24 protein-coding genes are annotated in these 12967 nt (G+C 42.1%); all 24 read left to right on the top strand.

Annotated elements, in window-relative coordinates; translation table 11 throughout:
* The first annotated feature begins 6 nt into the window (after window positions 1–6).
* The 24 genes from tuf (at window position 7) to secY (ending at window position 12940) form a co-directional block, all read left to right on the top strand.
* Window positions 7–1197 (top strand): elongation factor Tu, encoded by a 1191-nt coding sequence (gene tuf, locus C6W21_RS18255; RefSeq protein ID WP_106052147.1) that lies wholly within the window; start codon window positions 7–9, stop codon window positions 1195–1197.
* 111 nt (window positions 1198–1308) lie between these two features.
* On the top strand, window positions 1309–2268 hold the full coding sequence (locus C6W21_RS18250; RefSeq protein ID WP_106052149.1) for an alpha/beta fold hydrolase: 960 nt from the start codon (window positions 1309–1311) through the stop codon (window positions 2266–2268).
* A 218-nt stretch (window positions 2269–2486) separates the two neighbouring features.
* Window positions 2487–2795: a 30S ribosomal protein S10 gene (gene rpsJ, locus C6W21_RS18245; protein WP_003156464.1), complete on the top strand. Its 309-nt coding sequence runs from the start codon at window positions 2487–2489 to the stop codon at window positions 2793–2795.
* 37 nt (window positions 2796–2832) lie between these two features.
* The gene (gene rplC, locus C6W21_RS18240; RefSeq protein ID WP_003217069.1) at window positions 2833–3462 is read left to right on the top strand and encodes a 50S ribosomal protein L3; all 630 of its coding nucleotides are present in this window, start codon (window positions 2833–2835) and stop codon (window positions 3460–3462) included.
* 27 nt (window positions 3463–3489) lie between these two features.
* Entirely contained in the window at window positions 3490–4113 is a 624-nt protein-coding gene (rplD, locus tag C6W21_RS18235) for a 50S ribosomal protein L4 (RefSeq protein ID WP_007496312.1), read from the top strand.
* The gene (gene rplW / locus C6W21_RS18230; protein ID WP_003217016.1) at window positions 4113–4400 is read left to right on the top strand and encodes a 50S ribosomal protein L23; all 288 of its coding nucleotides are present in this window, start codon (window positions 4113–4115) and stop codon (window positions 4398–4400) included. Before rplD ends, rplW begins: the two co-directional genes overlap by 1 nt.
* Before the next feature lie 28 nt (window positions 4401–4428).
* Window positions 4429–5262: a 50S ribosomal protein L2 gene (gene rplB / locus C6W21_RS18225; RefSeq protein WP_007496314.1), complete on the top strand. Its 834-nt coding sequence runs from the start codon at window positions 4429–4431 to the stop codon at window positions 5260–5262.
* A 57-nt stretch (window positions 5263–5319) separates the two neighbouring features.
* Window positions 5320–5598, top strand: coding sequence for a 30S ribosomal protein S19 (gene rpsS / locus C6W21_RS18220; RefSeq protein WP_003216920.1), 279 nt, complete (start codon window positions 5320–5322; stop codon window positions 5596–5598).
* A gap of 17 nt (window positions 5599–5615) precedes the next feature.
* Window positions 5616–5957 carry a 50S ribosomal protein L22 gene (rplV, locus tag C6W21_RS18215; RefSeq protein WP_007496316.1) on the top strand — a complete coding sequence of 114 codons (342 nt, stop codon included), beginning with the start codon at window positions 5616–5618 and terminating at the stop codon, window positions 5955–5957.
* A 3-nt stretch (window positions 5958–5960) separates the two neighbouring features.
* Window positions 5961–6617 (top strand): 30S ribosomal protein S3, encoded by a 657-nt coding sequence (gene rpsC, locus C6W21_RS18210; RefSeq protein ID WP_003217241.1) that lies wholly within the window; start codon window positions 5961–5963, stop codon window positions 6615–6617.
* 1 nt (window position 6618) lies between these two features.
* Window positions 6619–7053, top strand: a complete 435-nt coding sequence (gene rplP / locus C6W21_RS18205) for a 50S ribosomal protein L16 (RefSeq protein ID WP_003156478.1) — start codon at window positions 6619–6621, stop codon at window positions 7051–7053.
* Window positions 7043–7243, top strand: a complete 201-nt coding sequence (gene rpmC / locus C6W21_RS18200) for a 50S ribosomal protein L29 (protein ID WP_003217155.1) — start codon at window positions 7043–7045, stop codon at window positions 7241–7243. Before rplP ends, rpmC begins: the two co-directional genes overlap by 11 nt.
* Before the next feature lie 25 nt (window positions 7244–7268).
* Window positions 7269–7532, top strand: a complete 264-nt coding sequence (gene rpsQ, locus C6W21_RS18195) for a 30S ribosomal protein S17 (RefSeq protein ID WP_003216906.1) — start codon at window positions 7269–7271, stop codon at window positions 7530–7532.
* Between the two features lie 39 nt (window positions 7533–7571).
* The gene (rplN, locus tag C6W21_RS18190) at window positions 7572–7940 is read left to right on the top strand and encodes a 50S ribosomal protein L14 (RefSeq protein WP_003216882.1); all 369 of its coding nucleotides are present in this window, start codon (window positions 7572–7574) and stop codon (window positions 7938–7940) included.
* A gap of 35 nt (window positions 7941–7975) precedes the next feature.
* Entirely contained in the window at window positions 7976–8287 is a 312-nt protein-coding gene (gene rplX, locus C6W21_RS18185) for a 50S ribosomal protein L24 (protein ID WP_003217151.1), read from the top strand.
* Window positions 8288–8312: 25 nt separating this feature from the next.
* Window positions 8313–8852 (top strand): 50S ribosomal protein L5, encoded by a 540-nt coding sequence (rplE, locus tag C6W21_RS18180; RefSeq protein ID WP_003217159.1) that lies wholly within the window; start codon window positions 8313–8315, stop codon window positions 8850–8852.
* A 22-nt stretch (window positions 8853–8874) separates the two neighbouring features.
* Window positions 8875–9060, top strand: coding sequence for a 30S ribosomal protein S14 (gene rpsN, locus C6W21_RS18175; protein WP_008356542.1), 186 nt, complete (start codon window positions 8875–8877; stop codon window positions 9058–9060).
* A gap of 31 nt (window positions 9061–9091) precedes the next feature.
* The gene (gene rpsH / locus C6W21_RS18170; RefSeq protein ID WP_003217040.1) at window positions 9092–9490 is read left to right on the top strand and encodes a 30S ribosomal protein S8; all 399 of its coding nucleotides are present in this window, start codon (window positions 9092–9094) and stop codon (window positions 9488–9490) included.
* A 31-nt stretch (window positions 9491–9521) separates the two neighbouring features.
* Window positions 9522–10058 carry a 50S ribosomal protein L6 gene (gene rplF / locus C6W21_RS18165; protein ID WP_106052152.1) on the top strand — a complete coding sequence of 179 codons (537 nt, stop codon included), beginning with the start codon at window positions 9522–9524 and terminating at the stop codon, window positions 10056–10058.
* A gap of 32 nt (window positions 10059–10090) precedes the next feature.
* On the top strand, window positions 10091–10453 hold the full coding sequence (gene rplR, locus C6W21_RS18160) for a 50S ribosomal protein L18 (protein ID WP_106052155.1): 363 nt from the start codon (window positions 10091–10093) through the stop codon (window positions 10451–10453).
* Between the two features lie 24 nt (window positions 10454–10477).
* On the top strand, window positions 10478–10978 hold the full coding sequence (gene rpsE, locus C6W21_RS18155) for a 30S ribosomal protein S5 (protein WP_003217179.1): 501 nt from the start codon (window positions 10478–10480) through the stop codon (window positions 10976–10978).
* 13 nt (window positions 10979–10991) lie between these two features.
* A complete protein-coding gene (gene rpmD, locus C6W21_RS18150) occupies window positions 10992–11174 on the top strand; it encodes a 50S ribosomal protein L30 (protein ID WP_003217067.1) in 183 nt (60 codons plus the stop codon).
* A 31-nt stretch (window positions 11175–11205) separates the two neighbouring features.
* Entirely contained in the window at window positions 11206–11646 is a 441-nt protein-coding gene (gene rplO, locus C6W21_RS18145; protein ID WP_003216888.1) for a 50S ribosomal protein L15, read from the top strand.
* 1 nt (window position 11647) lies between these two features.
* On the top strand, window positions 11648–12940 hold the full coding sequence (gene secY / locus C6W21_RS18140) for a preprotein translocase subunit SecY (protein WP_061417652.1): 1293 nt from the start codon (window positions 11648–11650) through the stop codon (window positions 12938–12940).
* Window positions 12941–12967: the final 27 nt, after the last annotated feature.

Raw genomic sequence — 12967 nt, 5'->3', positions numbered from 1 at the left:
TTTAGAATGGCTAAAGAAAAATTCGACCGTTCCAAATCGCATGCTAACATTGGTACAATTGGACACGTTGACCATGGTAAAACAACTTTAACTGCTGCTATCTCAACAGTTCTTCATAAGAAATCTGGTAAAGGTACGGCTATGGCTTATGACCAAATCGATGGTGCTCCAGAAGAGCGCGAGCGTGGAATCACAATCTCAACTGCACACGTTGAGTATGAAACTGAAACTCGTCACTATGCACACGTAGACTGCCCAGGACACGCTGACTATGTTAAAAACATGATCACTGGTGCTGCTCAAATGGACGGCGCGATCTTAGTAGTATCTGCTGCTGATGGTCCAATGCCACAAACACGTGAGCACATCCTACTTTCTCGTAACGTAGGTGTACCATACATCGTAGTATTCCTTAACAAATGTGACATGGTTGACGATGAAGAGTTACTTGAACTTGTTGAAATGGAAGTTCGTGACCTTCTTTCTGACTATGACTTCCCTGGTGACGATGTTCCAGTTATCAAAGGTTCTGCTCTTAAAGCTCTTGAAGGAGATGCTGATTACGAAGCAAAAATCTTTGAACTTATGGACGCGGTTGATGAGTACATCCCAACTCCAGAGCGTGACACTGAGAAGCCATTCATGATGCCAGTTGAGGACGTATTCTCAATCACTGGTCGTGGAACAGTTGCTACTGGTCGTGTTGAGCGTGGACAAGTTAAAGTCGGTGACGAAGTTGAAATCATCGGTCTTCAAGATGAAAACGGTAAAACAACTGTTACAGGTGTTGAAATGTTCCGTAAGCTTCTTGACTATGCTGAAGCTGGTGACAACATCGGTGCACTACTTCGTGGTGTATCTCGTGAAGATATCCAACGTGGTCAAGTACTTGCTAAACCAGGTACAATCACTCCACATAGCCGTTTCAAAGCTGAAGTTTATGTACTTTCTAAAGAAGAGGGTGGACGTCATACTCCATTCTTCGCTAACTACCGTCCGCAGTTCTACTTCCGTACAACTGACGTAACTGGTATCGTACATCTTCCAGAAGGTACTGAAATGGTAATGCCTGGCGATAACACTGAGATGGAAGTTGAACTTATCTCTACTATCGCTATCGAAGAAGGAACTCGTTTCTCTATCCGTGAGGGTGGACGTACTGTAGGTTCTGGCGTCGTTTCAAATATCATTAAGTAATAAAATATATATAAAGAGACTCCTTGCAAAAGGGTCTCTTTTTTTGCTTTTCCAGATCAGAACGGCTACTATAAGCTATAGAATCTAAATGGAACCGAGAGGATCATTGGAATGGCGAAGACATATTTGAAGAAATGGTTAATCGGCGGGGTTGACCAATGGATTATGATCAAAGAAAATCATACAAGTGAAGCGAAGCCTGTTCTTTTATTTTTACACGGTGGGCCAGGCTCCGCTCAAATCAGCTATATCGACTCGTTTCATGAGGAACTTAATCAAGATTTTACAGTTGTTCATTGGGATCAGCGTGGCGCGGGACTTTCCTATCAAAAGAATCCCTCCGATACTTCCATGACCATTCGGCAATTTATTGAAGATACGATTGAACTGACAGAGAAGGTTCTTTCATATCTAGGTCATTCAAAATTGTACATCGCTGGATACTCATGGGGGTCATTAATCGCCATACAAGCAGTACATAAGCGCCCAGATCTATATCATGCTTATTATGGGATTAGTCAGGTAGTAGATGTATTAAAAGAAGATATTGTGTCGTACGAGCTCCTTATGGAGAAATACCATCGGAATCGGTTGTTTACTTGGTGCCTGCGATTACTGACGCCTCCTCCGTGGAAACGAATATCAGCTCATGCTCTGTTCTCTCTATATAAAGAGCTCGGCAGCGTAGGTCTCACACATAAGTGGAAGCCGCTCATTCAAATGCTGCGCGGGTTTCTTTTTAGTAAGCAATATCAGCTGAAAGATAAGTGGAAGTTCCTTAAAGGACAGAAGCTTAGTCAGGACATGCTATGGGATGAATTGATGAATGAGAGCATTGAATACCGAGTTTCTACTATATTAATACCTTGCTACTTTATCAGTGGCGCATATGACATGATCACACCAGCTGCTGTATCAAAACCATATGTTGATCAATTAACAGCACCAATAAAAGAATGGTTCATCTTTAAAGAATCTGCACATTCCCCGCATATTGAAGAGCCAGATGAATTTATTCGTGTCGTAAGAAAGACTGCTATACATCATCTTCAGGGAAAGCTTGATTTATAGGCTGAACCCCTGTATAATATGAAAAGTGTGCAAATCATAAATTTATCCGATTTATTATTGCAACACGCAGGCCAATTTGGTACAATAGTGCATGTTGGTCTTTGACTGCGATGAAGTGAGAGGTTGCTGACACACCCGGCCGCTTTGCCATGGCAAGGTGATCAGGTTTTTCTCACGGAGAACTGTCTAACGTAAGTAGGCGAAAAGGAGGGAAAATAATGGCAAAACAAAAAATTCGTATTCGTTTAAAAGCATATGATCATAGAATTCTTGATCAATCTGCTGAGAAGATTGTTGAAACGGCTAAGCGTTCTGGTGCTAGTGTATCTGGTCCAATCCCGCTTCCAACTGAAAAATCAGTTTACACAATCCTTCGTGCGGTGCATAAGTACAAAGATTCTCGTGAGCAATTTGAGATGCGTACTCACAAACGTCTAATCGACATCGTGAATCCAACTCCGCAAACAGTTGATGCACTTATGCGTTTAGATTTACCATCTGGTGTAGATATCGAAATCAAACTTTAATTCAAATAGAAAACACATATTATAGGAGGTGTGACTAATGACCAAAGGAATCTTAGGTAGAAAAATTGGTATGACGCAAGTATTCGCAGAAAACGGTGATCTTATCCCTGTAACTGTTGTTGAGGCTGCTGCTAACGTTGTTCTTCAAAAGAAGACTGCTGACACGGATGGCTATGAAGCAATCCAAATCGGTTTTGACGACAAACGTGAAAAGCTTTCTAACAAACCAGAGAAGGGCCACGTTGCTAAAGCGGAAACTGCTCCTAAGCGCTTCGTAAAAGAATTACGCGGTGCGGAGTTAGATGCGTATGAAGTTGGTCAGGAAGTCAAAGTTGATATTTTCGCAAATGGAGATATCGTAGATGTAACAGGAACATCAAAAGGTAAAGGATTCCAAGGGGCTATCAAGCGCCACGGACAATCACGCGGACCAATGACTCACGGTTCACGTTACCATCGTCGTCCTGGTTCAATGGGACCTGTTGATCCAAACCGAGTATTCAAAGGTAAACTTCTTCCAGGTCGTATGGGCGGAGAGCAAATCACTGTCCAAAACCTTGAGATCGTTAAAGTTGATGCAGAACGCAATCTTCTATTGATCAAAGGAAACGTACCAGGAGCTAAAAAATCTCTAGTAACTGTAAAGAGTGCAGTTAAATCTAAATAACTCTCTTAGGAAAGGAGGAAACAAGTCATGCCAAAAGTAGCATTATTTAACCAAAACGGTTCTACTAACGGTGAAATCGAATTAAACGCTTCTGTGTTTGGAATCGAGCCAAACGAAAGCGTAGTATTCGATGCTATTCTTATGCAAAGAGCTTCCTTACGTCAAGGAACTCACAAAGTAAAAACTCGTTCTGAAGTACGTGGCGGAGGTCGTAAGCCTTGGAGACAGAAGGGTACTGGTCGTGCTCGTCAAGGTTCTATCCGTTCACCACAATGGCGCGGAGGCGGTATCGTATTCGGTCCAACACCACGCAGCTATTCATATAAATTACCTAAAAAAGTTCGCCGCTTGGCTATCAAGTCAGTATTGTCTTCTAAAGTAATCGACAACAACATCATCGTTCTTGAAGATCTGACTCTTGATGCAGTGAAAACGAAAGAATTCGCAGGCATCCTTAAAGGATTATCTGTCGAGAAGAAAGCGTTGATCGTCACTGCGGATGCAAACGAAACAGTTGCTTTATCTGCTCGTAACATCCCTGGAGTAACAGTTGTTGAAGCTAACGGTATCAACGTTCTTGACGTTGTCAACCACGACAAACTTCTGATCACTAAAGCAGCGGTTGAAAAAGTAGAGGAGGGACTTGCATAATGAAAGATCCTCGTGATGTTCTAAAGCGCCCTATCATTACTGAACGTTCTGCTGATCTAATGACAGAGAAGAAGTACACGTTCGAAGTTGATGTCAGAGCTAACAAAACAGAAGTGAAAGACGCTGTTGAAGAAATCTTTGGAGTGAAAGTTGAGAAAGTCAACGTTCAAAACTACAAAGGAAAATCTAAACGCGTTGGACGCTACACTGGTATGACTAGCCGTCGCAGAAAAGCGATCGTGAAATTAACTGCTGACAGCAAAGAAATCGAAATTTTTGAAGCGTAAATCTTAAAAAGAAGGAGGGAAATTCAAAATGGCGATTAAAAAGTATAAACCAACCAGTAATGGTCGTCGTGGCATGACTACTTCAGATTTTGCTGAAATCACGACTGACAAACCAGAAAAATCGTTGCTTGCACCGCTTCACAGAAAAGGCGGACGTAACAACCAAGGTAGATTGACTGTTCGTCATCAAGGTGGCGGTCACAAACGTCAATACCGTATCATCGACTTTAAGCGTGATAAAGACGGTATACCTGGACGCGTTGCTACAATCGAGTATGATCCAAACCGTTCAGCGAACATCGCTCTTGTAAACTATGCAGATGGTGAGAAACGTTACATTCTTGCTCCGAAAGGAATCCAAGTTGGTACTGAAGTTACTTCTGGACCAGAAGCTGACATCAAACCAGGTAATGCTCTTCCACTTATCAACATCCCAGTTGGTACAGTTGTGCATAACATTGAATTAAAACCAGGTAAAGGTGGACAATTAGTTCGTTCTGCTGGTACTTCTGCTCAAGTTCTTGGTAAAGAAGGTAAATACGTTCTTGTACGTTTGAACTCAGGAGAAGTTCGCATGATTCTTTCTGCTTGCCGTGCGACTATCGGTCAAGTTGGAAACGAGCAACACGAATTAATTAACATCGGTAAAGCTGGACGTTCTCGCTGGAAAGGCGTACGCCCAACAGTTCGTGGTTCTGTAATGAACCCTAACGATCACCCACACGGTGGTGGTGAAGGACGCGCTCCAATCGGACGTAAATCACCAATGTCTCCATGGGGTAAACCGACTCTTGGATTCAAGACTCGTAAGAAAACCAACAAGTCTGATAAATTCATTGTACGTCGTCGTAAAAACAAGTAACGGGGTTGTCTACGGTTCATTTAGGACCGTAGTTCAATCACGAAGGGAGGTTCCACAATGGCTCGCAGCTTAAAAAAAGGACCATTTGTTGATGATCATTTGATGGCTAAAGTCGAGAAATTGAATGAAACTGACAAAAAGCAAGTCGTAAAAACTTGGTCTCGTCGTTCTACAATTTTCCCACAATTCATCGGTCACACAATCGCTGTCTATGACGGACGCAAACATGTACCTGTTTTCATTTCTGAAGATATGGTAGGTCACAAATTGGGCGAATTCGCACCAAGCCGTACTTACAAAGGTCATGCTAGTGACGATAAAAAAACAAGACGCTAATGAGAGGAGGCTTTTAAATGCAAGCTAAAGCTGTCGCAAGAACAGTCCGTATTGCTCCTCGTAAAGCACGTCTAGTAATGGACCTGATCCGAGGTAAGCAAGTAGGAGAAGCAGTTTCTATCTTAAACCTTACACCTAAGGCTGCTTCACCAATTATTGAAAAAGTATTAAAATCTGCTATCGCAAACGCTGAGCACAACTACGAGTTGGACGCTAACAGCCTAGTGATTACTCAAGCATTCGTTGACGAAGGTCCAACACTTAAGAGATTCCGTCCACGTGCTATGGGTCGTGCGAGCGCAATTAACAAACGTACTAGCCACATTACAATCGTTGTATCAGAAAAGAAGGAGGGATAATCCGTGGGTCAAAAGGTAAATCCAGTAGGTCTTCGTATTGGCGTCATTCGTGATTGGGAATCTAAATGGTTCGCAGGAAAAGATTACGCTGACTTCTTACATGAAGACTTGAAAATCCGTGAATTCATCAGCAAGCGTTTGTCTGACGCGTCTGTTTCTAAAGTAGAAATCGAACGTGCTGCAAACCGCGTAAATATCACAATCCACACGGCTAAACCAGGTATGGTAATTGGTAAAGGCGGATCTGAAGTTGAAGCACTTCGTAAAGCTCTTAACAGCCTAACTGGCAAACGTGTACACATCAACATTCTTGAAATCAAGAGAGCAGATCTTGATGCTCAGCTAGTTGCTGAAAACATCGCTCGTCAACTTGAAAATCGTATTTCATTCCGTCGTGCACAAAAACAAACAATCCAACGCACAATGCGTGCTGGAGCACAAGGAATCAAAACAATGGTTTCTGGTCGTCTTGGCGGTGCAGATATTGCTCGTTCTGAATATTACAGTGAAGGTACTGTTCCGTTGCACACACTTCGTGCTGACATCGACTATGCTACTGCTGAAGCTGACACTACTTATGGTAAGCTTGGCGTAAAAGTATGGATCTATCGTGGAGAAGTCCTTCCAACTAAGAAGAATACTGCGGAAGGAGGAAAATAATATGTTATTGCCAAAACGCGTGAAGTATCGCAGAGAACATCGTGGAAAAATGCGTGGTCGTGCAAAAGGTGGTACTGAAGTACATTTCGGTGAATACGGTATCCAAGCTCTAGAAGCTTCTTGGATCACGAACCGTCAAATCGAAGCTGCTCGTATTGCTATGACTCGTTACATGAAACGTGGCGGTAAAGTTTGGATTAAAATTTTCCCTTCTAAGCCATACACAGCTAAACCTCTAGAGGTCCGCATGGGTTCCGGTAAAGGTGCTCCAGAAGGCTGGGTAGCTGTAGTAAAACCGGGCAAAGTTTTATTTGAAATTTCTGGTGTGTCTGAAGAAGTTGCTCGTGAAGCTCTTCGTCTTGCATCTCACAAATTGCCAATTAAAACGAAGTTCGTAAAACGTGAAGAAATTGGTGGTGAATCAAATGAAAGCTAATGAAATTCGTGACCTTACCACTGCTGAAATTGAACAAAAAGTAAAGTCTCTTAAAGAAGAACTTTTCAATCTTCGTTTCCAATTAGCGACTGGGCAGCTTGAAAACACTGCTCGCATTCGTGAAGTGCGTAAATCAATCGCACGCATGAAAACTGTGATTCGTCAAAGAGAAATCGCTGCTAATAAATAATAATTAGAGGGGAGGCCCCGCAAACATGAGCGAACGTAACCAACGTAAAGTGTATCAAGGTCGTGTTGTTTCTGACAAAATGGATAAAACCATCACTGTTGTAGTTGAAACATACAAAAAGCATTCACTTTATGGCAAACGTGTAAGATACTCTAAGAAGTTCAAAGCACATGATGAAAACAACCAAGCAAAAATCGGAGACATCGTAAAGGTCATGGAAACTCGTCCTTTATCTGCGACTAAACGCTTTCGTCTAGTTGAAGTTGTCGAAGAAGCCGTTATTATCTAATAAAGTTCGGATTTCTTTTTCCGAAAGGAGGTAACATTAATGATTCAACAGGAGACTCGTTTAAAAGTAGCTGACAACTCTGGCGCACGCGAAGTACTAACGATTAAAGTTCTTGGTGGCTCTGGACGTAAGACGGCTAACATCGGTGATGTCATTGTTTGTACGGTTAAACAAGCAACACCAGGAGGCGTTGTCAAAAAAGGTGAAGTTGTGAAAGCAGTTATCGTTCGTACAAAGAGCGGAGCTCGCAGAAACGATGGATCTTACATCAGTTTCGATGAAAATGCATGTGTCATTATCCGTGACGACAAGAGCCCGCGTGGAACTCGTATCTTCGGACCAGTAGCACGTGAACTTCGTGAAAACAACTATATGAAAATTGTTTCTCTAGCACCAGAAGTACTTTAATGAATACAATCCGCGACTCAAGGAGGTGCGATTAAATGCATGTTAAAAAGGGCGATAAAGTAGTGGTTATCTCTGGTAAAGATAAAGGTAAACAAGGAGTCATCCTTGCTGCTTTCCCTAAGAATGACCGTGTTTTAGTAGAAGGTATTAACCTTGTGAAAAAACACTCTAAACCAACCCAAGCTAACCCTCAAGGCGGAATTTCTGAACAAGAAGCGCCGATCCACGTATCAAACGTAATGCCGCTTGATCCTAAAACGGGTGAAGTGACACGTGTTGGGTATAAAGTTGAGGACGGAAAGAAAGTCCGTGTAGCGAAAAAATCTGGGCAAGTTCTAGATAAATAGTAAATAAGGAAGGGAGGTCTTTCTCATGAACCGCCTTAAAGAAAAGTATGTAAAAGAAATTACACCTGCATTAGTTTCTAAGTTTGAATACAAATCAGTAATGCAAGTGCCAAAAATCGAAAAAATCGTGATCAACATGGGTGTTGGTGACGCCGTTCAAAACGCTAAAGCAATCGATACTGCTGTTGAAGAATTAACGTTTATCGCTGGTCAAAAACCTGTCGTTACTCGTGCGAAGAAGTCTATTGCTGGATTCCGTCTACGTGAAGGAATGCCAATCGGTGCGAAAGTAACACTTCGCGGAGAGCGCATGTACGATTTCCTTGATAAACTTATTTCTGTATCTTTACCACGTGTACGTGACTTCCGCGGGATTTCTAAGAAATCTTTCGACGGTCGTGGAAACTACACGCTTGGTATTAAAGAACAGTTAATCTTCCCAGAAATTGATTACGATAAAGTAACAAAAGTCCGCGGTATGGATATCGTTATCGTTACGACTGCCAATACGGACGAAGAAGCACGTGAGTTATTAACTCAAGTAGGTATGCCGTTCCAGAAATAATCAATGAAAGGGAGGCGAAATCGTGGCTAAAAAGTCTATGATTGCGAAACAACAACGCAAACAAAAGTTTAAAGTTCAAGAGTATACGCGCTGCGAACGTTGTGGACGTCCACATTCAGTAATTCGCAAGTTTAAACTTTGCCGTATTTGTTTCCGCGAACTTGCATATAAAGGACAAATTCCTGGCGTTAAAAAAGCCAGCTGGTAATCCCCATAAATGGGAAGGAGGTTATTAAATAATGGTTATGACAGATCCGATTGCAGATTTGCTGACTCGTATTCGCAATGCGAACATGGTACGTCATGAGAAGCTAGAAGTACCGGCTTCAAAAATCAAAAGAGAAATTGCTGAAATCTTAAAGCGTGAAGGTTTTATCCGTGACGTTGAATATGTTGAAGACAGCAAACAAGGAATTATCCGTATGTTCCTTAAATATGGCCAAAACAACGAGCGTGTTATCACTGGCCTAAAAAGAATCAGTAAACCTGGTTTACGTGTATATGCGAAATCAAATGAAGTACCACGTGTACTTAACGGACTTGGAATCGCAATTATTTCTACATCACAAGGTGTTTTATCGGACAAAGAAGCCCGTGCTAAACAAGCTGGTGGAGAAGTACTTGCTTACGTATGGTAAAAAAAGTTTAAGATGAATGGAGGTGCTTGGTATGTCTCGTATAGGTAAAAAACTAATCGAGATCCCTTCAGGAGTTACTGTGACAAACAACGATAACACAGTGACAGTAAAGGGACCAAAAGGTGAACTAACTCGTACATTTCACCCTGATATGGAAATTAAAATTGAGGACAGCGTCTTAACTGTAAGCCGCCCGTCTGAACATAAAGAACACCGTGCATTACATGGTACAACACGCAGCTTGATTGCAAACATGGTTGAAGGTGTATCTAAAGGTTTCGAAAGAGGTTTAGAACTTATCGGTGTCGGTTACCGTGCAGCTAAATCTGGAAACAAACTTGTTCTTAACGTTGGATACTCTCATCCAGTTGAAATCGTTCCTGAGGCTGGAGTTGAAATCGAAGTTCCATCTCAAACGAAAGTAATCATTAAAGGTATCGATAAAGAGCGTGTGGGAGCTCTTGCTTCTAACATCCGCGCTGTCCGTTCTCCAGAGCCTTACAAAGGTAAAGGAATTCGTTACGAAGGTGAATTCGTTCGCCGTAAAGAAGGAAAAACTGGTAAGTAAGATCGCTTAATGTGAAGAAAGGAGTGACTCGGATGATTACGAAAACTAGCAAAAACGCTACTCGTCTTAAAAGACACGCTCGTGTTCGTGCGAAACTTTCAGGTACTGCTGAAAGACCTCGCCTTAACGTTTTCCGTTCTAACAAGAATATCTACGCTCAAGTAATTGATGATGTTAACGGTGTAACACTTGTAAGTGCTTCTACTCTTGATAAAGAGTTAAAGATCGAGAATAGTTCTGACGCTGCAGCTGCTACTAAAGTTGGCGAACTTGTTGCAAAACGTGCTGTTGAAAAAGGAATCTCTAACGTGGTATTTGACCGCGGAGGATACTTATATCATGGACGTATAAAAGCTCTAGCTGAAGCTGCTCGTGAGGCTGGACTTAAATTTTAATAAAAGAAGGAGGGACACATCCGAATGAGTCGTATTGACCAAAGCAAATTAGAGTTAGAAGAACGCTTAGTTACGGTTAACCGCGTAGCGAAAGTTGTTAAAGGTGGACGTCGTTTCCGTTTTGCAGCTTTAGTTGTTGTCGGTGACAAAAACGGTCATGTAGGATTCGGTACTGGTAAAGCACAAGAAGTACCAGAAGCGATCCGCAAAGCTGTTGAAGATGCGAAAAAGAATTTAATTGAAGTACCAATGGTTGGAACTACAATTCCACATGAAATCATCGGTCGATTCGGTGCAGGAAACGTTCTATTGAAGCCTGCTTCAGAAGGTACAGGAGTTATCGCTGGAGGCCCAGTGCGTGCGGTTCTTGAGCTTGCTGGTCTAGCTGATATCCTTTCTAAATCTCTAGGTTCTAATACACCGATCAACATGATCCGCGCAACACTTCAGGGTTTAAGTGAACTTAAACGTGCTGAAGACGTTGCGAAGCTTCGTGGAAAATCTGTAGAAGACCTGTTAGGATAAGGAGGGAACAATAATGGCAAATAAATTAGAAATTACCCTCAAACGCAGTGTAATCGGTCGCCCTGAAGATCAGCGTGTCACTGTTCGTACTCTTGGTCTAAAGAAAACAAACCAAACAGTCGTACATGAAGACAATGCAGCGATCCGCGGCATGATTAACAAGGTGTCTCATTTAGTTTCTGTTAAAGAACAATAAAACAATTTTTAATCGATAAGGAGGTGCCCAAATGAAACTTCATGAATTGAAGCCTTCAGAAGGTTCACGTAAAGTACGCAACCGTGTTGGTCGTGGTATTGGATCAGGTAACGGTAAAACTTCTGGTAAAGGTCATAAAGGTCAAAACGCTCGTTCTGGCGGCGGTGTACGCCCTGGTTTCGAAGGTGGTCAGATGCCTTTATTCCAACGTCTTCCAAAACGTGGTTTTACAAACATCAACCGTAAAGATTATGCGGTAATCAACTTAGACAGATTAAACAGTTTTGACGAAGGAACGGAAGTCACTCCTGAACTTCTTCTAGAGACTGGTGCAATAAGCAAGTTAAAAGCAGGAGTAAAAATTCTTGGCAACGGTAAATTAGAAAAAAAATTAACTGTAAAAGCCAATAAATTCTCTGCTTCTGCGAAAGAAGCGATTGAAGCTGCTGGCGGTACAGCCGAGGTGATCTAACTTGTTTAAGACAATCTCCAATTTTATGCGCGTGAAAGATATACGGAATAAGATTATATTTACACTTTTAATGTTAGTCGTCTTTCGTATAGGTGCTTTCATCCCTGTGCCTAATGTGAACGCTGAAGTTCTCCAGGCACAGGATCAAATGAGTGTTTTCGGGATCCTCAACACGTTTGGGGGCGGGGCACTTTTCCAATTCTCCATTCTTGCAATGGGGATTATGCCGTATATCACTGCTTCGATCATCATTCAGCTCTTGCAGATGGATGTTGTTCCGAAGTTCACTGAGTGGTCAAAGCAAGGAGAGGTTGGCCGACGAAAATTAGCACAATTCACAAGGTATTTTACAATTGTTCTAGGCTTTATCCAGGCGTTAGGAATGTCATATGGATTCAACAATATGGCAGGAGGCATGCTGATTGAAAACCCAGGTGTTTCAACGTATCTCTTAATTGCGGTCGTACTCACTGCGGGAACAGCATTTTTAATGTGGCTGGGAGAGCAGATTACTGCTCACGGTGTTGGTAACGGTATTTCGATTATTATCTTTGCCGGGATTATCGCGGGTATCCCTCAAACATTAAAACAAGTGTACGCTCAGCAGTTTGTAGGTGGAGATGGACAGCTGTTCATGCAAATCCTGAAAATTGCCCTTATTGTAATTGCTATTCTTGTCATTGTTATAGGTGTTATTTACATTCAAATGGCAGTGAGAAAGATTGCGATTCAATATTCAAAAGGAACTGGCCGTGCACAAATGTCTGCTAGTCAAGCAACGCACCTTCCATTGAAAGTGAATCCAGCAGGGGTGATTCCAGTCATCTTTGCCGTTTCTTTTATTATTACTCCGCAGACGGTCGCATCGTTCTTCGGAACCAATAATGTGACAACTTGGATAACCAACAACTTTGACTATACTAAGCCAATCGGTATGACGATTTATGTAGCACTGATTGTTGCTTTCACATATTTTTATGCCTTTGTCCAAGTGAATCCTGAACAAATGGCTGAAAATCTGCAAAAGCAGGGTGGCTATATCCCGGGAGTTCGTCCAGGGAAAATGACTCAAGATAGAATTACGAGCATTTTGTATCGACTCACGTTTGTGGGCGCCATTTTCTTAGCCGTGATTTCAATACTTCCTATCTTTTTCATTCAATTCGCTGGATTACCTTCCGCTGCACAAATTGGCGGCACAAGTCTTCTCATTGTTGTAGGTGTTGCACTTGAAACAATGAAACAGCTTGAAAGCCAATTAGTGAAACGAAACTACCGTGGATTTATGAAATAAAACAGAGGGCTGGGCTCCTGCCCAACC

It is taken from the genome of Bacillus sp. NMCN1, assembly GCF_002998085.1.
Taxonomy (GTDB): domain Bacteria; phylum Bacillota; class Bacilli; order Bacillales; family Bacillaceae; genus Bacillus.
This window is presented reverse-complemented; position numbering and strand designations above follow the sequence as displayed.